This window comes from Sphingopyxis sp. LC81 (assembly GCF_000756375.1).
Taxonomy (GTDB): domain Bacteria; phylum Pseudomonadota; class Alphaproteobacteria; order Sphingomonadales; family Sphingomonadaceae; genus Sphingopyxis.
In genome coordinates this window covers 207,084-228,025 of sequence record NZ_JNFD01000002.1, presented here as the reverse complement: position 1 = coordinate 228,025, position 20,942 = coordinate 207,084, and the positions used below count along the sequence as shown (strand labels likewise).

Sequence of the window (20,942 nt, the reverse complement as noted above, 5' to 3'; positions counted from 1 at the left end):
CGCTCCTCAGTATCTGAACCCCAGCGCAAGGCCGTAGCGGCGCGGCTCGAGCGTGAAGATGTTCGTGAACAGCCCCGACGAGGCGTCGGCGACAAACTGGCCGGTAACCGCGTCATTGTCGAACAGGTTCTGCACGAACGCCCGCGCGAACCAGCGATCGTCCGCGCCGTTGAGCTGCACCTGCGCGTTGACGATGTCATAGGTCGGCACCCGGTCGATCGCGCGGTTGAAGACGCGCGAATAAGCGGTTCCGGTCAGCGCATAGTCGATGCGGAACACCGCGTTCATGCCCTTGTTGCCGATGTCGGCCGTATATTGTGCACCCAACGAGACCTTATATTTCGGCGAATTGGGAAGCTGGTTCCCGGTGAGGTCGACCGAGATGCCGTCGATCAGCTTGGCCGTCGCGACATTGGGATCGAGCTGGATCGGCAGCGGCCCCGGCCCCACACCCAGCAGCGCGCTCAATGCCGCCGACGGATTGGCTGCCGCCGCCGCCAGCGCGGCGCACATCGAGAAGGCACCCGTCGTCGCGGTGCCCGGGACCGGCGTCGGCGCGCGCAGCCCCAGCCCCGCATTCACCGCGGTAACGAAGGCATTGGCGAGCGCGCCGTTACCCGCGGTCTTCGGCGCGACCACGCAGTTTGCGCCGCCGGCCAGATCCTTGATGAGCACCGAGTCCGGTCGCCCGCCGCTGGGATCGCGCGGGTCGATCAATTGCAGCCGGCCGACTTCGGTGTGCAGATAGCTCGCGTTGACATTGAACTGCAGCGAACGGGTCGGCGCCATGACGAATTCGCCTTCGACGCCATAGACTTTGGCGTCGACATTGTCGTTGAACACTGACCGGGCGACGAGGCGGCTGATCTGTAGACCCTTATAGTCATAGTAGAAGGCCGACAGGTTGGCGCGGAACTGGCCGCCAAGGAAGGTGTTCTTCGTCCCGATTTCGAAGGCGTTCAGCATCTCGGGCCGGTAGAGCGCGGGCGCGGTGACCACGCTCGGATCGAAGGCGGGGTTGATCCCGCCCGACTTATAGCCGCGCGAATAGGAAGCATAGACGAGCGTCTTGTCGCTGAAGCTCGTCTCCGGCGTCCAGTCGAGCACGACGCGGCCGGTGACCTTGCCGAACTCAGCGTCGGTCTCGCGGAAGGCCTGTTTGCCGGGGCGGCTTGCGTCGGCGTCGAAGTTCGCCGCATTCGGCGCGGCAAAGGCGTCGGCGGTGCCATAGGGAATGGTGAAATTGAACAGCATTGCGCGGTCGCGGACAAATTTCTTGTCGTGCGAATAGCGCAGCCCGCCGGTCAGCTTCAGCTCGTCGGTGATGTCATAATAGGCTTCGCCGAACAGGCCGTATGATTTCAGGCGATAGAGATTGGTCTCGACGCTCGCGAAGGGCGATGCCGTTGCCCCTGCCCCGCCGGTCTGGAGCGCCCCGATGACGGCGGTGGCATAGTCGAGACCCGACGAGGCGACGAAATAGTCGACGTCGGCCTTGTTATCGACATAGATGCCGCCGAGCAGGAAGTTGAACGGACCGTCGAAGTCGGAATCGAGATGCGCCTCGACCGAATATTGCCGGTTCGCCGCGCGCGAATTGTCATATTCCGCGCCCTGTGCCGAGCAGCGGTTGATCTTGCCGTTGATATAGCCCGTATAGCTGCGATCGACCTCGGACACGCACAGTTCGTTGCCCCGGAAGAGGCGCGACACGGCATTAGCGAAGAGCGGCGTCGGGAAATTGCGGAGCGCGAAGATACCCGATCCCGGCCCTGTCGCGAGCGGGTTTTGGACCGCCAGATTATAATCGGTCCGCGAATCAACTTTGTTGCGCGTGTAGCCGCCCGTCAGGTTCAGCGTCACGGGGCCGAAACCATGCACCAGCTTGCCCATCAGCTGGACTTCGTCGGCGACATAGGTCGGTTCGAAATCGATGTTGACGGTGCGCAGGTCCGCCGGGTTGACCACGCCCGCAAAGCTGTCGGGTCCGTAAACGCTGCCGAGCCCTACGCCCGCGATCGCGGGACTGCCGCTGACGATTCGGAAAAACTCGCGCGACGCCAGCGTCGTGCCGAGCGCGGCATTGTTGTTGAGCGTTTCGTTGGCGAGGCGATCCGGCAGGCAGCCCAGAACCCCTGTCGGGTCGCGGTGGCAAAGCTGTTTCTGGATGCGCGACCGGTTCGAATCCTCCTTGAAATAATAGCCCATCAGGTCGAGCGTCGTGTCGGGGGTCGGCTGCCAGCGCAGCGTGCCGCGGACCGCATATTGATCGCGGCCGTCGATCTTGTTCCCGGTATAGAGATTGTCGGTAAAGCCGTCGCGTTTCAGATAGGTCCCGGCGACACGAACGCCGAGGGTATCGGTCAACGGCAGGTTGAACATCGCTTCGGCGCGGCGCGTGTCGTAATTGCCATATTGCAGCGTCGCCGACGCCGCGATGCCCGACAGGTCGGGCTTGGCGGTGACGAAGTTGATGACCCCGCCCGTCGCGTTGCGACCGAATAGCGTGCCCTGCGGCCCGCGCAGCACCTCGACGCGCTCGAGGTCGAAATAGTCGGTTTCGAAAAGCCGCGTCGTCACCAGCGGCATTTCGTTGATGGCGATACCGATCGATGTATCGCCGCTCGTCGCGATCGCCGCGTCACCGATGCCGCGGATGGTGAAGTTCGAGCTGGCGAAATTGCTCTTGGTGAAGGTGACGCTCGGGATCGACAATTGCAGGTCAGAGGTCGAGCGGATCTGCTGCTTTTCGAGCGCTTCCGAATCGAAGGCCGTGATCGCGATCGGGACGTTCTGGATGCTTTCGGAACGGCGCTGCGCGGTCACGACGATGTCGCCCACGCCGACGTCCTCGGCGACTGCCGTATCGGCGGCCGGCGGCTCGGCCTGCTGGGCCCCCGCGGCGTGACTGATGGCGAGCGATGACGCCCCCGTCGCCAGAATGATGGCGAACCGGCCGAATGAACGCATTATTTTCCCTCCCACGCGCCGACGGCTTGCTTGCGCCGACTTCGTTGATCTTCCATGCTGCGGACCCGATGGACCCGCATCCATCGCGGACTTTTGCACGGCCACCGCCGGATGACTGTTCTCAGGGAGACATTTGGGGATGAACGAGCGTCAGGAGCTTGAAGCAGCGCTTGAGGCCGGGGCCTGGTTCAACACACTCCCGCCCGATATCCGCGCCGAAATGCTCGCCGCGGGGGCCATCCGGACGATCGCATCCGGCAAATATCTGTACGAAGAGGAAGACGAAGCGAGCGGGCTGCACGGCGTCATCACCGGCATCCTCCATGTCATCGGGCTGTCGCCCGATGGAAATGCCGTCACCTTGGGGATCACACGGCCGGGCGACTGGACCGGTTTCCTGAGCTGCATCGACGGCCTGCCGCACGCCTATTCGGCGATTGCACGCGAGAAAACGCAGATATTCTCGCTTCGCCCGGCCGACGTGACGCGGATCTTCGAGCGAGATGTCGCGACCTTTCGCCTGCTGCTCGCGCCCGAACTGATCATCCGCCGCAAACTCGGGCGCTATATCGTCGATGATGTCGTCCTGCCGCTGGCGCAGCGCGTCGCGGCGCGGCTCGGCGATCTCGGCCGCTCGCCCTTCGAATATCCCGTCGGGCCGATCGCCCCCCTGCGCAACATCAGCCAGGAGGAACTGGCGATGTCGGTTGCAGCGACGCGCCCGCGGATCAACGAAATCCTGCGCGAATTTGCTGCAAAGGGCCTGATCGAACTCGGCTATGGCCGGATCACCGTCGTCGACCCCGCCGCGCTAGACCACTTCGCCCGCGAGGGGTGACCGGCGACTGAGCGCGCGTGATCGCCCCATATGCTCCGCCATCCGTCCCGGCCAGTTCCCCGCGATGACGAGGTTTCCCTCGGCGGCGCCGACAACCACCACACCCCCGCCGTCGACCGGGAAGCGTACCGACGGAACCAATGCCATGCCTGCCTGTTCCAACACTCAATGGGACCGATTTTCGATTGGCCGCAATCATTTATGGGGCAATACTCACTTCGCGTCATCCATCGCCTTGGCTGGCTGGCCTGCATCCTGATGACGGTGCAGCCTGCGTCCCTGCAGGCACAAACGGCATCGGCGGCGCAACCGGGCGACACAGCGATGCAGTCGCTCATCGATGCCCGCAAATTTGACGAAGCCGAAACGATCCTGCGCGATCGCCTGAAGGTGCATGTCACAGCGGGCGACATGGAGACCGCTGCGGCCGCCGGCGACGCCGAATGGCTGGCACTCCTGCTCGCCATGACAAAGCGCGCCGAGGAAGCCGAACCCCTGATCCGGTCCGCGGTGCGGACACGCGAACGGCTCGGCGACGACAGGCTGACGGGCCGAAGCCTCAACCGCCTCGCATCGGTCCTGCTCGAACGCAGGCAGTATGAAGAGGCCGAGGCGGCGGCGCGGCGCGCCATAGCCCTGCTCGCGGCGCCCGGCCTGGCCGACGACCGGCTGATCGCGGCTTGGGGCAATGTCGGACGGATACTCGAAGCCCGCGGCCGGCTTCCGGAAGCTATTACGGCCTACAGCGAGGGGATCGGCGCCGGTCGCCGGACGCTCGGCGACGGCAATGCGGTGGTCGCTGCCCTGCAATCATTGCTCGTCGATGCCGAAGCGAAAATGTCGGCCTATCGCGAACGCACCGCGGGGCAACGCCGCAAGGTCGATGCGGTCGCGGACGCGGCAGGCCGCGACAGTGTCGAAAGCGCGCGCGAACGCTATTTGTTGTCGCTCTATCTGGCGCTGCAGGGCGACATCGCAGAGGCCGAAACGGCCGCAGAACAGGCCTATGCAATCCAGGCTCGCATGCTCGGGCGTGATCACGCCGACACCCGCGCGTCGCTCTACCAGCTTGCCACATTACTCCGCCGCGGTGCGGAAGCGCGCGCTCCCGCCCGTGAACGGCAAGGCGATTCAGCGCCGCCAGACCCGGCGAGCATCGCCATGGTCAGCGATACCGAAAAGGAGATCCGCGAACTCATCGATGGCGGCAGGTTCGTCAAGGCCGAAGCCGCGGTTCGGGCACGGATGGCCCGGCGATCGGCCGGGGACCGATCGCCCGACGCCGCAACCGACATGGAGATGCTCGCGAACATTCTCTATCTGACCGGCCGCGCTGACACCGCCGAAACGCTGATGCGGGACGCTGTCGGCATTCGCGAGCGGCTCGGCGACCGCGCCGCGCACGCCGCGGCGTTGCGGCGGCTCGCGCTCGTCCAGAGTGTACGCGGCCGCTATGCGGAGGCCGAAGCCAGTGCGCGCCGCGCGATCGAACTGCTCACACCATCGGATGAGGAAGCGCGATCATTGTCGGCGGCGTGGGGCACCCTGGGCGAAGTGCTCGCCGGGCAGCGCCGCCGGCCGGAAGCCTCGACGGCAATCCAGAAGGCCATCGAATATGGCAGGCTGGCGCTGGGCGCCGAGGACCCGTTCGTCCTCGAGGAATATAATGATTTTGCGCTGAACCTCGAGGAAATGGGCGACCTGCCGGGCGCCGAGGCGATCTATCGCCGCAATCTCGAAACCCTCGTCCGCACGAAGGGGCGTGAAAGCCCTGGGTCCGCGCGAACGCTCGCCTTGCTGTCGACCAACCTCGACCGTCAAGGGCAGGAGCTGGAAGCCGAGGTCCGGCTGCGCCAGGCGATCGCGATCCGCGAGCGCCATCTGGGAGCGGGCAATCCCGACACGCTCCGCTCGCTCGGCAATCTCGTCGGCCTGCTCATCAAGAGCGCGAAATATGACGATGCCAGCGCGCTGCAGGCACGCGTCATCGCCCTGCGTTCCGCGCTTCCCGAGAGCAGCCTGGAAGAGAATATCGCCGACCTCGGCCGAATGGGCGCGATCCTCGCCAAGCAGGGCAAGGCCGACGCTGCGATCGATTATCAACGGCGCGCGCTGGCGCTCGCGACCGGCTCGCTCGATCCCGGTCACCGCTATGTCGCGATCGCGTCGATGGCACTGGCCCGATCGATCGCGCGCCAGGATCCCGCTTCGCCCGAATATGTCAGCCTTATGCGCGGTGCGGTCGCACGGGCGCGCGCGGAACGAACGCGCGTGCTGTCGGCGCGGGATGTGGCGGGGGCGAGCGCGGGTGAGCGCGCGGTCGCCGCTGCCATCAGCGAAGGCGGCTGGTCCGACGCCTCGGGTGCCGGTGCCTTCGCGCTGGCGCTCACCCTCAACGCCAATCGGGCGACGCAGGTCCGGAGCGAGGAAGCGAAGCTGCGATCCGAATCCTTCCGCATTGCGCAGGATTTGGCATCGAGCGCATCGACCCGCGCGCTGGCCGGTATCGTCGCCCGCGAAGCGCTGGGCGATACCCCGCTCGCCCGGCTGGTGCGACGCCAGCAGGATCTGGCGTCGGAAATCCGCAACCTCAACCACACCCTTGGCACGGCGATGATCGGCGCGCCCGACGCCGCCGAGAATTTGAAGGACAGGATCGGGACGCTGGGCCGGGAACTTGGTGAAATCGACGCCCGGCTGCGTCGCTCCTACCCCGATTACGCGCGCCTCGCGCTGCCCCAGCCCCTGAGCGAAGACGAGGTGCGTCGCCGCCTGCGTCCGGGCGAGGCGCTGCTTCTCGTCACCGAAGGCGAACTTTATGATTTCACCTTTGTCGTGACGACCAAGGGGGCGAGCTGGCACGCGGTGCCGCGGCTGCAATCCTTCCTGCGCGGCACGATCGAAGCGTTTCGCTGCGAGGTCGATCCCCAGACTTGCAGCGGCATCTGGACCGCGTCGCCGCTGTTCGAGCGCCGCTACGCCTGGGATCTCTATCGCTTCCTCGTCAAGCCGCATGAGCCGCTGCTCCAGGATGTAAAGACCCTCTATGTGACGACTTCGGGCACGCTCGCCGACCTTCCCTTCGCCGCCTTCATCACCGCCGAGCCCAAAGGCCCAGACACCGAGAAGGCGATCGCCGCTACCCCCTGGCTCGGTGATCGATTCGCGATCGTCAACCTGCCGTCGGTCGAATCCTTGCGGACGGGAAAGCGGCGGCCGGCCGGGCGAAACGCACGTCCCTTCATCGGTTATGGCGCACCGGTGCTGGCCAAAGCGGGGAGCAAACGGGCCGCGGCCACAGGACTATCGCCGCAAACCGGAGCGATCGGCGCCGCGCTCGCCGACCCCGAACGCCTGCGCGCGCTTCCTTCGCTTCCCGGCACCGAGGTCGAGCTGAACGCGATGGCGCGCGTGCTCGGCGCCGATGTCGACGCAATCCACCTCGGCCCCGATGCCACCGAGACCGCCGTCCGAACGAACAGGCGATTGCGCGACGCGCGCATCGTCGCTTTTGCCACGCATGGGATATTGCCCGGCGAGATCGAAGGTTTCGCCGAGCCCGGCCTGATCTTCACACCCCCGGGCCACGCGACATCCGCCGACGACGGTATATTGACCGCCGCCGAAGCCGCCGAACTCGACCTCTCGGCCGAGTGGGTCATTCTGTCGGCCTGCAACACGGGAACGACCGAAGGGCCTGGCGGGGCCGACGCCCTATCGGCTCTGGCACGTTCATTCCTCTATGCCGGCACCGACGCACTGCTCGCGAGCCGCTGGCGCGTCGGCGACAGGGTCACGGCCGCGCTCACGGTCGAAACACTCGTCAACGCGGCGCGGAACCGGAAGGCAGGCAAGGCGGCGGCCTTCCAGTCGGCCATGCGCGCGATCCGATCGGGCAGGCGCGAAGACGGCACCGTGGTGGAAGGCTGGACCAGTGACTGGGCGCATCCCGCCGCCTGGGCGCCATTCACCCTGATTGCGACAGACAATTGACACAGGGCAGTATCACCGAGCCCGAGCGTCCGCTTTACAGAGCCGGACGCAAACGCGGCGGCTATTGCGGCACCCCCGCCAGCAAGGTCGTGCGAAGCCGGTCGATCGCTGCATCATCGAGGCCAAGCCCCTCGCGAACATAGCGATCGAACGAGCCATAACGTTTATCGACTTCAGCGAAGGCCGCCTCAATATAGGCGGCGCGAACGGTCAATACCGGCTCGAGATTTTCCCGCGCGATCGGCGTCGGCAATTTACCGAGCATGGCGATCGTCGCGTCATTCTTGACGCGCAGATAGTCATTGCTGGCCAGATAATCGGCCATCACCGTTTCACGCGGGACGCCAAGGATCGTCAGGATCACCGCGCTCGCCCAACCCGTGCGGTCCTTGCCGGAGGTGCAGTGATACAGCGTCGGTCCGGCGCCTTCGGCGCCGATGCGGGAGAGCAGCGTACGATAGGCGCTGCGCGCGCTGTCCAGCGAAACGAAATCGCGGTTCGCCTCGGTCAGCATCTCTGCGCCCTTGCCCGCGGCGATCGTTGCCATCGCCTGACGCATGTCGCCGCCAACGCTGCCCTTGCTGTCCGCGACGACGTCGAGCAACAGATGCTCGGCACCGGCGGGCAGGCGATCGGGTTCATGGCTGCGCTCGCTGGCGGTGCGCAGGTCAGCGACGAGGGCGAGGCCAAGATCGCCCATCGCGCCGAGGTCGCTATCGCTCAGCCGGTCGAGCTGATCCGAACGGTAGATCATTCCCATCTTGACCCAGCGGCCATCGGTCGTGCGGTAGCCGCCGACGTCGCGCAAATTGGGGATCGTCTTGAGATGAAGCCCGCGGTCGGCGATGACCAGCGGCGCGCCGCGATCGGGAACGAGCGCGAAGAACCAGCGCTTGCCGGCGGCTAGACCGGAAACGCGGATGCTGCCCGTTGCATCGCCCTGCCCCACCGGTTTCGACCGGTCGCTCACCGCGGAATCGGTGCCCGCATAAAGTGTCACCCGGCCTGCGCCCGGCGCCGACCAGCTGATCGTGCCATCCGCCGATACGCTGGCGACGGTGAAGGGAATGACACCCGGCTGTTCGGCAACCGCGCCGGCCACCGGCCGCTGGTCGACCGTCGCGCATGCCGGCAGCGTCAGGATCAATGCGGCCGCAAAGACAGCCCGCCACATCCGGTGATCGTCATTCCTCATTGTCAGATACCTTCCTGCGCTCAGCCGCGTTGCGACGAGATATTGCCGCCGTCGACGACGAGTTCGGCGGCGGTGATGTAGCTCGCTTCGTTCGAGAGCAGGAAACGGACGACGCGTCCGATTTCCTCGGGCACGCCGATGCGTTCGAGCAGGATGCGCTTTTCGAAAAAACCCTCGGGCAAATTGTCGACTGCGGGCTTCATCATCGGCGTCATGATCTGGCCGGGCGACACCGAATTGATCCGGATCTTGTCGCGCGCCAGCCGGTCGGCGAGCGAGCGGACGAGCGAGAGCATCCCGCCCTTGGCCGCGCTGTAGATCGGGTTCATCGCGTTGCCGAGCGTCGCGTTGATCGAGGTGATCGCGACCACCGCCGACCCCGGATTGGCGGCAAAGTCGCCGTGGAGCTGCTGCGTCAGCAGCGCGAGCGGGCGGAGGTGCGTGTTGATGCCCGCCGCCCAGCTTTCAGGCGTGATGCCTTCGAGCGAGGCGGTGTCGACGATGCCCGCAGCGTGGACAAGCCCGCCCAGCGCACCGAGCGCATCGCGGCTGGCGGCGATCGCCGCCGGATAGGCGTCCAGATCGGTCAGATCGATGCCGATACCGATGGCCTTGGCGCCGAACTCCTCGGCGATCGCCGCAGCCTCGGCCTCGGCCTTGCCTGAATTGATGTCCCAGAGCGCGACTGCCCGGCCAACCGCCGCCAGCGCGCGTGCCGAAGCGAGCCCGATCCCCGACGCCCCCCCGGTGACGATGACAGCGGTCCCGGGCGCGCCGAGCGCGGGCGAAAGGTCAGTGAAATTCATTGCGAAACAATCTCCATGATGCGGGCCATTCTAATTTCTGCGCCGATTTATCCGTGTCATCGGGCCGGGGCGACCGGTGACGGCCCCTGCTTCGCGAAAAAGCCGTCGAGCTTCAAATTGCTGACACGCGGCGCGCCGGCGGCGACCGAAACCCACATGACGTGATCGACCACCGCGGGATCGTCCGCCGCACCGCCAGGCATTCCGCCCGTCGTGCCGAGCTGAACATAATCATGCCCCCCGCGCTGCTCATAGGCATATTTGTGGTAATGCCCCGCGAGCACGGTATGCGGCCGGTCCTTGAGAAGCCCCTCGATCTCGCGGAACGCCGGCGAGTCAACCTTCCACGCCGGCCGATGCATGAGCACGAAGGTCCAGCGCGCGTTGGGGCTTTTCGCCAGCGCATCGCGCACCATCTTCACCTGATCGGCGCTGAACGCGACATTTTCCGAACCACGGATCTTGCCCGCCAGCTCGGCCAGCTTCGGGTCGCTCGCAAACAGCGCCTCGGCCTTTGCGGGATCGCCCTGAAGCGCCTCGAACACGGTCTTCATCGCCTCGCCGCCATATTGCTGGAACAGCGCCATGCGCGCAATTTTTGGCTGCGGCGGATCCTCGGTATTGAGGACGAGGAACAGCGCGCGCTTGTAGGTGAAGCTGTAATAGTCGGCGCCCAGACGCTTGCGCCATTCGCTGCGCTGCACCTCGTTGGTCAGGTCGTGATTGCCCGGCACGTAGAAGAAAGGGACGCTGAGCCGGTTGATCGCGGCATTGACCTCGTCCCATTCCGTGCCGAGCTGCGCCTGATCCTCGGTATTGCCTTCGATCAGGTCGCCGATGTTGATCACGAAATCGGGGCGGAGCTGTTCGACCTTGTCCATCGCATCCTCGAACACCCCGGGGCGATGCTTGCCGGTGCGATCGCCGATGACGACGAAGCGGAACTCGTTCGTGCCGCCCGCGAAATCCTTTTGCGTGCGGGCGACGTCCGGCGTGCCCGCGCGAAAATCCTTCGCTCCCTGCCCGGCGCCGAGTGCGACGCCGGACAGGGACAGGGCGAGCACGCCGCCGAGCAGCATGGCAGCATATCTCATCGCGAATCCCCCTTTTAGAATTCGACGCTCAGATCGATGCCATAGGTGCGCGGTTCGCCAAACAGCGCGCCGGGGCGGCCGATGTTGAACTGCGTGACATAATATTCCTTGTCAGTGAGGTTGCGGCCCCACAGACCGACGCGAAGGCCGTCGACGCCCGGGATGTCGGCCAGCGTCAGCCGCGCGTTGAGCAGGCCATAGTCGCCGACGATGAACTTGCCGCCCGAGATGCTCGAACTGACGAACTTGTCGCTCTGCATCGTGTAATTCACATTGGTCGAAAATGTGCCGACCGGCGTCGGCGGCAGGTCATAGTTGACGTCCAGCCCCAGCGAGTGTTTCGGCGCGTTCGAGAAGCGGAAATTGGCCGAGATGTCGGCGCCCGTGGCGTCGACGATCTCGTCATATTGCGCATCGAGATAGCCGTAGTTGATCGTGAAGCGCAGGTCGCGAACGGGTGCGAGCGTCAGATCGGCCTCGATGCCTTTCACCGTCGCCTTGCCTGCGTTGAGCACGTCGGTGATCCGGACATTGGTCGGATCGGACTGCACGTTGATCTGGATGTCCTTATACTTCGACTGGAACGCCGCGACGTTGAAGCGCAGCTTGTTGTCGAGGAACTGGCTCTTCATGCCGAGTTCGTAGGACCAGAGCGTTTCCGAATCGAACCCCTGGTTGAAGCGCGGGATCGAGCTGGCGCGGGTATTATACCCGCCGGACTTATAGCCCTTCACCACCTTACCATAGACATTCACATTTTCGGCGACGTCGTAGGCGAGAATGACGCTGGGGCTGAAATCCTTGAACTTGCGGCTGCCGTCGCCAACGCCGGGCACGGGCACGATCGGGCCGTTATTGACCTGCGTCTCACGCGCGAGCGTCGCTTCGCGCTTGTCCCAGCTCTGGCGCGCACCGACCGTCAGGTGAAGACGCCGGTCGAGCCATTCGGGGGAGTAAGTCACCTGCCCGAACAGCGCCCACGACTCGTTCGCGATCGTCGTGGTCGTAAAGCTGCGCGTCCGCGTCGGCGGGCTGAAGCTGTTGCTGAAATTGTCGCCCTCTTCGGAGAACCAATAGCCGCCGACGACATATTCGAGCTGGCGATCGAGCGCGTCGCCGACAAATTGCAGCTCCTGGCTCCACTGATCCTGCGTGGCGCGGCTGCTGTTCTTCTGAAGCGGCGTCGGGCCGAGCACACCCGTCAGATAATCCTGATTCTGGAAGTTATCGAGCTTGCGATACCCCGTGATCGAACGGATGGTGAGCGAGTCGGTGGCGTTCCATTCTCCGATCAGGCTGTGCCCCTCCGACGTCACGTCGTTGGCGAGCAGATCGCGGACCAGCGGGCTACCTGCCTTAGGGCGCGGCACCTTCAGCGGGTGCAGCGGCGAGAAGGCGACGAAGATCGGCGTGTCCTGAATCTCCGAACGATCATAGCTGTAGCGCAGGCTGAACGCGTCGGCGGGCTGCCACAACACATCGGCGCGCATCGCCTGGCGATCCTTGTCGCCCCAGCGCTTCACGCCGGTGCCGGGGTTGCTGACGAAGCCGTCCTGCTTGATGTTCGCGTATGAAAAGCGCGCCGCAAGCGTGCTGCCGATCGGCACATTGACGGCGGCCTTGAAGCGGCGATTGTCATAGTTGCCGAGCGTCACCTGCCCCTTGAAACCGAAATCCTGGAGCTCAGGCTTCTTAGTGATGAAGTTGATCGCGCCGCCGGTTGCGTTGCGGCCATAAAGCGTGCCCTGCGGGCCGCGCAGCACCTCGACGCGCTCAAGCTCGGCCACTTCGAGCGCCTGCCCCTGGCTGCGCGCGACATAGACGCCGTCCATATAGACCGCGACGCCGGCATCCTGCGTGATCTGGTCGTCGCTCAGGCCAACGCCGCGCATGAAGATCTGCGTGGTCGCGGCGCTGTTGGGGTGCGGGGTAAGCTGGAGGTTGGGCACGTTCGCGCGCAGGTCGGTGAGTCCGCTGATCCCCCGGGTCTCCAGATCGCCGGCGGTGAAGGCGGCGATCGAGATCGGGGTGTCCTGAAGCGATTCCTCACGCTTTTGTGCGGTGACGACGATTTCGCCAAGGCCCGAGGCCTCGTCGGGTGTGGGTTCGGCGTTCTGCGCCAAAGCGGGATGCGCCGCGGTCATCGCAAGCGTGCAAAGCAGCAGACGGACCCGCGGCCCGGAAACCTTATTCATCGTAATCCCCTCCATCGAACATTCGGGCGAGCGATCGCCTCGTTTCACGATTCTACCTTCGTGTAGGTAGATTTCTACCTTCATGCAGGTAGATTGCAAGCAGGATTTGATTGCGCCAAAAGGGAGCGCGCTTCACAGGCGCTGACACGAAAGGTTTTTGAGCATTGAGCATGAAGCCCATCAGGCACGCGCGCGGCGAAGCGACGCGTCAGGCAATCCTCGAGGCGGCCGAGACGGTTTTCGCCGAGGTCGGCTTCACCACGGCACGGCTTGAGGACGTCGCGGCCGCGGTCGGCATCCGCCGCCCATCGATCGTCTATTATTTCTCGAACAAGCAGGAGCTTTATGACGCGGTCGAGGAGGACATCTTCGCCTCCATGCACCGCGAAGCACTCGCCCACATCGCGCAGCACGACAAGCCGATCGACAAATTGCTAGCGCTCCTCGACGGGTGGCTCGACTTTCTCGTCGCGCGGCCGACCGCGGCGCGGATCATCCAGCGTCTCGTCGCCGACGTCTCACCGCGCCGCGGCGACCCCACGCAATTCTCGAACATATTGCTGCGCGATGTCGAGGTCGTGGTGAACGAGGGCGTCGCCGTCGGTGACTTTCGTCCACTGCCGCCGATGCATGTCGTCAACGCGGTGGGATCGAGCTCGCTCTTCTATGTCTGCAACAGCAAGCAACTCGGTTCGAACCGCAGCTATGACGCCGCCGACCCCGCGGAACTCGAAAGTTTCCGCGAGCTGCTTCACTTGCTGACCCGCGCAGCCGTCGCTCCGGCCACCCCCGGCTAGACGCGATGCCAAGGCGGTTTTTGCCGTTCCCCGGCAACACCGGTGTCAGGGCAGCACGGCGGCGCGTGCGAGCTTGTGCAGCAAAGTCCTGAAGACCGCCTGATCCGCCGGATCGGACGGTTCATAACGCCGCTGTTCGCCGACCTGGCGGCTGTTGCAGACGAAGAAGAGAATGCCGCCAGCCACGCCGTTGATAAAGGTCATCGTCGAAAGCGGAACAAACACACCCTGTGCGATGCCATAGGCCAGCGTCCGGTCCATGTCCTCTAGCGCGACCGAAGAGAACTCCATCGGGTTGCCCTGCTGAACGGCGGTATCGGCGACGAGGCGCTGAAGAATTCGGGCGGCCGTCGGGCGACCGACGAAAAAGTCGAGCCAGGCGTCCAGATGGGCGAGCAACTTGGCGGTCGGATCCTCGACATCCGCGGTTCGCGCCTCGCAAGCCATGTGCATAGCCTCGAAAATGCGCTGCTCGACGGCATCGTACAGCATCTTTTTCGTCGAGAAATGATGAAGCAGCGAGGGCCGGCGAATGCCGACCGCATCGGCCATATCCTCAAGGCGCGCGGCCCTGAAGCCCGTCGCGGCAAACACCCGTTCGGCCTCGTGCAGGATGGCCTCGCGGGTCGCATCCGCGCGCTCCTTGCGCGTCGACGGGATCGGAATCGTCATATTCATCGCGGCTATTTGGCGCATCCGAATGCCGCTTGCAAATCTCCCTTCCCCGATTACAAATTCACCTACTCATTAGTAGGTGAGTCGACGCGGGAACAAATATCCGCGCAAAACGGGAGGGAGAGCATATGTCGATAGAAGGATTGCGCCTGTCACGTATCGCACTCGCGGCATCGGCCGCGACCTGGCTCGCGGTAACGCCCGCGGCCGCGCAGCAAAGCACGGAGGATCAGACCGTCGGCGTCGCCGACATCGTGGTGACCGCTCAGAAGCGCGAAGAAAATCTTCAGGATACGCCGATCTCGATGGTGGCGCTCAGCGCGGAGACGCTCGAAGAAAAGGGCATTGGCTCGCTTTCCGACCTCTTCACCGGAACGGTCCCATCGATCCGCATCGCGCCGTTCGTCGGCCGCGTCTCCGCCGTCAGCATCGGCATGCGCGGGCTGGTCCCGGTCGACGCCACACAGGTCAGCCGCGATCCCACGGTCGGCATCTATATCGACAGCGTCTATCTCGGCCGCGTGTCGGGGCTCGGCATGGAGCTCGCCGACATCGAGCGCATCGAGGTGCTGCGCGGGCCGCAGGGCACGCTCTTCGGTCGCAACACGATCGGCGGCGCGATCAGCGTGGTGTCGAAAAAGCCGACCGGCGAGGCGAGCGCCGACCTCAAGGCCGGCATCGGCAATTATCGCGGCCGCTCGTTCGCCGCGCACGTGAACCTGCCCGAAGCGGCGGGCCTCAGCGTCAAGGTCGACGGCGTTTTCGAGGGACGCGGCGGACTGGTGGATAATCCGCTGCCCGGCGCGCTCGATTATAGCGAGATCAAGCGATACGGCTTCAAGATCTCGGCGCTCTGGCGGTTGGCCGACAATCTGTCGCTGCTCTATGCCTATGATCTCTCACGCGACAAATCGACGGGCTATTATCATTACATCACGGCTTCGACCCAGTCGCCCGCGGTCACGCCATCCTTCATCAAGCTCGATACCGGCCGCGTGCGAACCGGGCGCTTCGGTTTCCCCGTCTTCCGCAATCCGCAGGAGGCGAAGGGCCACAGCCTGACCGCCGAATGGGATGTCAGCGACGCGCTGACGATCCGCTCGATCTCGGCCTGGCGCAATCTCGATTCGACCCAGCTCGACACCGACGAGGGATCGAACACGACGTGGGGGCCAAACCGCCGCTTCGCCCGCCTCAGCTATGCCAATGTGAAGCAGAACCAGTTCAGCCAGGAGGTCCAGCTCGTCGGCGATGTCGGCGAACTGAAATTCGTCGTCGGCGCCTATTATTTCGAGGAAGAGGGTCAGGACGAGGCGATCGTCTATTCGCTGGGAACGCTCAATTCGACGCTGACCGGGGTCAATTTCTTCCCCGCGCCTTCGCCCGACGGCGGCGCGACCCGTCTTCCCGATCGCGCAGCACAGGTCGATGTCAAATCCAAGGCGCTGTTCGGGCAGGCGACATGGTCGCCCGAAGCGCTGCACGGGCTGCACATTACCGCCGGCGCGCGCTACACCGACGATCACAAGGACGGCCGCCTGCTGTTCATCGCGGGGGTGAACCCGAACCTGGATTTCGTCTTCGATTCGAGCCGCGTCGATCCGATGGCGACGATCGCCTATGACTTCAGCGAGGACATCAACGCCTATGTGAAGTGGAGCCGCGCCTATCGCGCCGGCGGCGCCAACACCCGCTCGGTCATCTTGCGCACGTTTGGCGAGGAAGAGCTGACGGCGTGGGAGGCCGGGGTCAAGGCCGACCTGTTCGACCGCAAACTGCGCGTCAACGTCGCCGCCTATATGAGCCGCCTCTCGAACCAGCAGGTCGATTTCCTGAATCCCGTTTTCATATCGAATACCGAAACGGTCAACGCGCCCGAAAAGCGCAAGATCAAGGGGCTTGAGGCCGACATCACGCTCGTTCCGGTGCGCGGCCTGTCGCTGTCTGCGAACTATGTCTACACAGACGCCGCGCCCACGCCGGTGCAGAATATATTCACCGGTGTGATCGAACAGGCGTCTTCCGCTTTCACCCCGAAACATGCGGCGTCCTTCTCGGCCGACTATGTCTTTCCCGCCTTTTCCTTTGGCGAACTGCGCGCTTATGTCGGTCTCGATACCGCCGGGAACTACATCCCCAACGGCACGGTGACGGTCAAGGCGGACAAGGCGCTGCTGCTCAACGGCAGGCTGACGCTCGGCGACATCAAACTCGGCGGCCTCGGCGAACTGGAAGTCGCGCTGTGGGGCAAGAATCTGACCAACGCGACCTACAATCTCTTTGATTTCCGCATCCCCGGCAGGACCACCGCAACACTCTACAACGAACCGCGAACCTATGGCCTCGAAGCCCGGGTAAAATTCTGAAGACGAACCAGCCCGGCGGCCGCCTTTCCGTCGCCGGGCAATTGCGGGAGAAAAGGACATGAAAAAGGCATTATTCGCGCTGCTGTTGCTCACGCCGACGATGGCGATCGCTCAGCATGCGCCCGCAGCGGAGCATACCGATCCCGCAACGACCAAGACGCGCGAGATCGCGCTCGCCGGCGGCGACAATTTCCGTGACATCGGCGGCTACCGGACGAAGGACGGCCATTCGGTGGTCTGGGGCAAGCTGTATCGCTCGGCGTCGGTCGGTCGCTACACCGCCGACGATCAGGCATTGGTCCGCAAACTGGGCGTCGGGTCGATCATTGACTTGCGCTCGACGCGCGAGCGTCAGGCCGACAAGATGCCGTGGATGCAGGGCTCGGAGCTCGGCTACTGGGCGCGCGACTATGACCTGTCGGGCGGCAACCTGGGCGCCTTGTTCGCGCAGGGGGCAAAGCTCGACGCGACCGTCATGCGCGACGTCATGATCCATGGCTATCGCGGCTTCCCCAAGGAGCAGGCCGCATCCTACCGCATGCTATTCGAAAGGCTTTTGGCATCGGACAACGCGGTCATCGTCAACTGCACCGCGGGCAAGGATCGCACCGGCCTCGGCGTCGCGCTCGTCCTGAGCGCGCTCGGCGTTCCCTATGACACGATCATGGAGGATTATCTGCTGAGCAACAGCATGCTCGACATGGAAGCCTTGCGCGCCGATGCCGGGATGAACGCCGCGATGTCGGCGTTGCCCGCCGATGTGGCGAAGCCCCTGCTTGGGGTCGAACGCGCCTATCTCGACGCCGCCTTCGACCAGATTCGCAAGGATTATGGCGACGTCGACACCTATCTGGCGCGCGAACTCGGGGTGGATTCCAAGGCTTTGCAGCGGCTGCGCAAGCAGATGCTGCGCTAGAATGCGGCGCGGGGTCGGCCCGCAGGCCGATCTCGTCCGCCTCATCCTGCGCAGCGTCGCCGGCCTCGGCTGACCCGCCCCCAAAAGGGGGTGGCGGCGCGCGCGCCGACGCCGCAATCCGGGCGTCCTATCTAGTCCAATTGAGCGATGCGCGGCCACGGCCGGGCGATAGGGTCGATACGTACCAGCCCATCGAACGCGGCCGGATGAGGAGCAAGAGATCATGGCCGCCAATCCCGATGCCATCGCATTCCGGAGCGCGCTCGGCGCGTTCGCGACCGGGGTCACGATCGTCACGACGCGGAACGCCGCGGGCGAGGATTGCGGGCTGACTGCCAACAGCTTCAACTCGGTCTCGCTCGATCCGCCGATGGTGCTGTGGAGCCTCGCGCGCACGTCAAAGAGCATGGAGGCGTTTCAGGGAGCCTCGCATTTCGCGGTGCATATCCTCGCCGCGGATCAGGAGGCGCTCTCGAATGGCTTCGCCAAACGCGGCGCGGACAAGTTCGCCGGCGCCGAGATCGAGCGCGGCGAAGGCGACGTGCCGCTGCTCACCGGTTGCTCCGCGCGTTTCCAATGCCGCACCGCCTATCAATATGAGGGTGGCGACCACATCATCTTCGTCGGCGAGGTCATTGCCTTCGACCATGAGGACCGCGCGCCCTTGCTCTTCCATGGCGGCCGCTATGCGCTGGCCGCGCGCAAGGCCGCGATGCTCACCGCCTGCGATGCGGGCGCGCAACCCGCAGGCAGTTTCGGCGAGGATTTTCTCGGCTATCTGCTCGGCCGCGCGCATTTCCAGCTCTACGGGCGGATGCAGGATAGTTTGCGCGATCATCATCTCGACGCCACCGATCATTTCATCCTGAGTGTGCTCGGCATCAACGACGGGCGCACCGCCGCCGAGATCGACGGCCTGATCGGCTATACCGGCACGCACATCACCCCCGATCGCATCACATCGCTCGCGGCGCGCGACATCGTCCGGACCGATCCGACCGACCGGATCTGGCTGACCGACACCGGCCGACGCACCCTCGTCGAGCTTACCGCCGCCGCCAAGGCCGCCGAAGAGGATGCGCTGGGCGCTTTCGACGAGAATGAAACCGCGCTGCTCAAGCATCTGCTCAAGCACGTCATCCGCAGCACCGACCCCGGGCTTCCCGACCCGTGGGCGGCGCAGGAGGCGCCGTAAACCCGAGGCATGTAACGAAGGAACGCCCGAGGATGGAGAAGATACGGACAATCGCGGGCCATGGTCCGATCGCCCAGATCGCCTGGCTGACCGAGGATCTGGATCGCGCGATCGACCAATGGCGCCTCCTCGCGGGCGTTGGCCCCTGGACCGTCTATCGCAACGTCACCCTCGACGGCGACTATCGCGGCGTCCCGGCGACGATCGGGATCGATGTCGGACTCACGTATCAGGGCGAAACCCAGATCGAGCTGATCGCCCCGCACGGCGCCGGCCCTTCACCCTACCATGATGCAAATGGCCGCGTGCGCGTAGGCATGCATCATGTCGCCTGGCTAGTCGACGACGTCGAAGCGGCCGCTGAGGATGCCGCCGCCGCGGGCCTCGTTCGCGTGTTCAGCGCCGAGAGCGGCGGCGGCGCAACGCGCGTCGCCTATCTCGAAGCGCCCGACGAACCCGCGATCCTGCTCGAACTGATCGAGGCGACCCCGATGATCCGCGACGGCTTCACGGCAGGCACCGCCGCCGCCCGCGACTGGGACGGCAGCAACCCCATTACCATTTTCGACTTCGCAGCCTGAGGGAGCATCATGGAAAAGGTCATTTACGCGCTGTGGAAAGACCCCGCGGAGGACGGCGCGCGCTTCACCGCGCGGCTGCTGGGCGACATTGCGCCGCGGCTTGATGGGCTGGCGCACGCCGTGCGCGTCAATGTGCAGGACGACAAGGTCGCGAACGGCTCCTCGCCGCGCATGACCTCGACCCGCCCGCAGATGGATGCCGTGGTCCAGCTCTGGCTGCCGAGCGCGAACGACCCCGAGCGCGCCGCGGTCGATGCGATCATCGCGGACGCCGCGCCGCGCCATGCCGCCTGGCTGGCGAGCGAATCCACCATTATCGCCAACACGCTGCATCCGCCGACGCCCGGCGCGCGCACCGAAGGCTTTTCGCAGATCGTGTTTCTCGGCCTGCCGCCACGGCTGAGCCGGGACGCCTGGCGCGACGCCTGGCAGCGCCAGCATTCGGCGGTCGCGGTCGATACGCAAAGCAACTTCGAATATGTCCAGAATCTGATCGTGCGGCCGCTGAGCTATGGCGCCCCCGCCTATGTCGCGATGGTCGAGGAATGCTTCCCCGCCGCCGCGCTGTCCGACGAGGCGGTCTATTTCGACGCGGTGGGAGACGCCGCACGGCTCGCGGAGAACCAGCGGCTGATGATGGAAAGCTGCGCGCGCTTCATCGATTTCGACCGGATCGACTGCATCCCGACCAGCCAGTTCGATATTCGGCCTTTCGCCCGCTAAAGCCCCACAAACCGAAAGGATATGTCGTGCGTGATAAGGATGAATCGCTGACCTATGTCGATCCCAACGCCATCGTCCGCTCGGAGCGCGTCGAAATCGACGCCCCCGCCGCGGTGGTGTGGGAGATATTGGTCGATCTGCCCCGCTATGGCGAATGGAACCCCTTTTGCATCGCGGCGGAATCGACACTCGCCATGGGCGCGCCCGTTAACATGACGCTCAAAAGCTATACTGAACCCGATGCGGTCTTTCCCAACTGCGAATATGTCTGCGCGTTCGAGCCCGAGAAGCTGCTGTCGTGGGAACTGCCCCATGACGAAGCCTGGCCCTACCCGGCACGGCGCGATCAGGTCATCGAGGCGCTGGGCGACAGTGCCTGCGCCTATCATTCGACCGATGCCTTTCTGGGCCCCAATGGCATTCATGTGATGCGCTTTGCCGGCCCTTGGGTGAAACGCGCTTTCGACGACACCGCTTATGCGCTCAAGGCGCGCGCCGAAGCGGTGTATCGGGGCCGCAAAACCGCGGATTAACCCTCGGCCGAGCGCTTCAGAACTGAAAAACAGTGAAGCCGGGGGTCGCTCATTTGCGACCCCCG

The 20,942-nt window shown here is 64.7% G+C and carries 16 protein-coding genes; 9 read left to right on the top strand and 7 right to left on the bottom strand.

Annotated features, from left to right (window positions below; genetic code table 11):
• Positions 1-6: 6 nt before the first annotated feature.
• Positions 7-2,970, bottom strand: a complete 2,964-nt coding sequence (locus FG91_RS02855) for a TonB-dependent receptor (RefSeq protein ID WP_037511583.1) — start codon at positions 2,968-2,970, stop codon at positions 7-9.
• 139 nt (positions 2,971-3,109) lie between these two features.
• Between FG91_RS02855 and FG91_RS02850 the strand changes: the two genes are divergently transcribed.
• A complete protein-coding gene (locus FG91_RS02850) occupies positions 3,110-3,808 on the top strand; it encodes a Crp/Fnr family transcriptional regulator (RefSeq protein ID WP_037511580.1) in 699 nt (232 codons plus the stop codon).
• Here FG91_RS02850 and FG91_RS22110 read toward each other — a convergent pair.
• Positions 3,782-3,955, bottom strand: a complete 174-nt coding sequence (locus FG91_RS22110; protein ID WP_162531495.1) for a hypothetical protein — start codon at positions 3,953-3,955, stop codon at positions 3,782-3,784. The genes FG91_RS02850 and FG91_RS22110 overlap by 27 nt on opposite strands.
• Positions 3,956-4,132: 177 nt before the next feature.
• Here FG91_RS22110 and FG91_RS02845 point away from each other — a divergent pair, with 177 nt between their 5' ends.
• Positions 4,133-7,801, top strand: a complete 3,669-nt coding sequence (locus FG91_RS02845) for a CHAT domain-containing protein (RefSeq protein WP_161785615.1) — start codon at positions 4,133-4,135, stop codon at positions 7,799-7,801.
• A gap of 61 nt (positions 7,802-7,862) precedes the next feature.
• Here FG91_RS02845 and FG91_RS02840 read toward each other — a convergent pair whose 3' ends face one another.
• From FG91_RS02840 to FG91_RS02825, 4 genes are read right to left on the bottom strand one after another with little or no spacing between them, the layout of a single operon-like run.
• Positions 7,863-8,996: a tyrosine-protein phosphatase gene (locus tag FG91_RS02840; RefSeq protein ID WP_037511576.1), complete on the bottom strand. Its 1,134-nt coding sequence runs from the start codon at positions 8,994-8,996 to the stop codon at positions 7,863-7,865.
• 20 nt (positions 8,997-9,016) lie between these two features.
• Entirely contained in the window at positions 9,017-9,802 is a 786-nt protein-coding gene (locus FG91_RS02835; protein ID WP_037511573.1) for an SDR family NAD(P)-dependent oxidoreductase, read from the bottom strand.
• Positions 9,803-9,858: 56 nt separating this feature from the next.
• Positions 9,859-10,896 carry a metallophosphoesterase family protein gene (locus FG91_RS21240; RefSeq protein WP_152567972.1) on the bottom strand — a complete coding sequence of 346 codons (1,038 nt, stop codon included), beginning with the start codon at positions 10,894-10,896 and terminating at the stop codon, positions 9,859-9,861.
• A 14-nt stretch (positions 10,897-10,910) separates the two neighbouring features.
• Positions 10,911-13,091, bottom strand: a complete 2,181-nt coding sequence (locus FG91_RS02825; RefSeq protein WP_052187261.1) for a TonB-dependent receptor — start codon at positions 13,089-13,091, stop codon at positions 10,911-10,913.
• Between the two features lie 170 nt (positions 13,092-13,261).
• On the opposite strand from FG91_RS02825, the gene FG91_RS02820 reads away from it, so the two are divergent.
• Positions 13,262-13,888: a TetR/AcrR family transcriptional regulator gene (locus tag FG91_RS02820; RefSeq protein WP_037511570.1), complete on the top strand. Its 627-nt coding sequence runs from the start codon at positions 13,262-13,264 to the stop codon at positions 13,886-13,888.
• Between the two features lie 45 nt (positions 13,889-13,933).
• Here FG91_RS02820 and FG91_RS02815 read toward each other — a convergent pair whose 3' ends face one another.
• Positions 13,934-14,560 carry a TetR/AcrR family transcriptional regulator gene (locus FG91_RS02815; RefSeq protein ID WP_037511828.1) on the bottom strand — a complete coding sequence of 209 codons (627 nt, stop codon included), beginning with the start codon at positions 14,558-14,560 and terminating at the stop codon, positions 13,934-13,936.
• 131 nt (positions 14,561-14,691) lie between these two features.
• Between FG91_RS02815 and FG91_RS02810 the strand changes: the two genes are divergently transcribed.
• From FG91_RS02810 to FG91_RS02785, 6 genes are all read left to right on the top strand, one after another.
• Positions 14,692-16,929 (top strand): TonB-dependent receptor, encoded by a 2,238-nt coding sequence (locus FG91_RS02810; protein ID WP_037511568.1) that lies wholly within the window; start codon positions 14,692-14,694, stop codon positions 16,927-16,929.
• Positions 16,930-16,987: 58 nt separating this feature from the next.
• On the top strand, positions 16,988-17,845 hold the full coding sequence (locus tag FG91_RS02805) for a tyrosine-protein phosphatase (protein ID WP_052187243.1): 858 nt from the start codon (positions 16,988-16,990) through the stop codon (positions 17,843-17,845).
• A gap of 223 nt (positions 17,846-18,068) precedes the next feature.
• The gene (locus FG91_RS02800) at positions 18,069-19,040 is read left to right on the top strand and encodes a flavin reductase (RefSeq protein WP_037511566.1); all 972 of its coding nucleotides are present in this window, start codon (positions 18,069-18,071) and stop codon (positions 19,038-19,040) included.
• Between the two features lie 32 nt (positions 19,041-19,072).
• On the top strand, positions 19,073-19,621 hold the full coding sequence (locus FG91_RS02795) for a VOC family protein (RefSeq protein ID WP_052187242.1): 549 nt from the start codon (positions 19,073-19,075) through the stop codon (positions 19,619-19,621).
• Between the two features lie 9 nt (positions 19,622-19,630).
• Positions 19,631-20,344 (top strand): EthD domain-containing protein, encoded by a 714-nt coding sequence (locus FG91_RS02790; RefSeq protein ID WP_037511565.1) that lies wholly within the window; start codon positions 19,631-19,633, stop codon positions 20,342-20,344.
• A 26-nt stretch (positions 20,345-20,370) separates the two neighbouring features.
• Positions 20,371-20,877 (top strand): SRPBCC domain-containing protein, encoded by a 507-nt coding sequence (locus tag FG91_RS02785; RefSeq protein WP_200878388.1) that lies wholly within the window; start codon positions 20,371-20,373, stop codon positions 20,875-20,877.
• Positions 20,878-20,942: the final 65 nt, after the last annotated feature.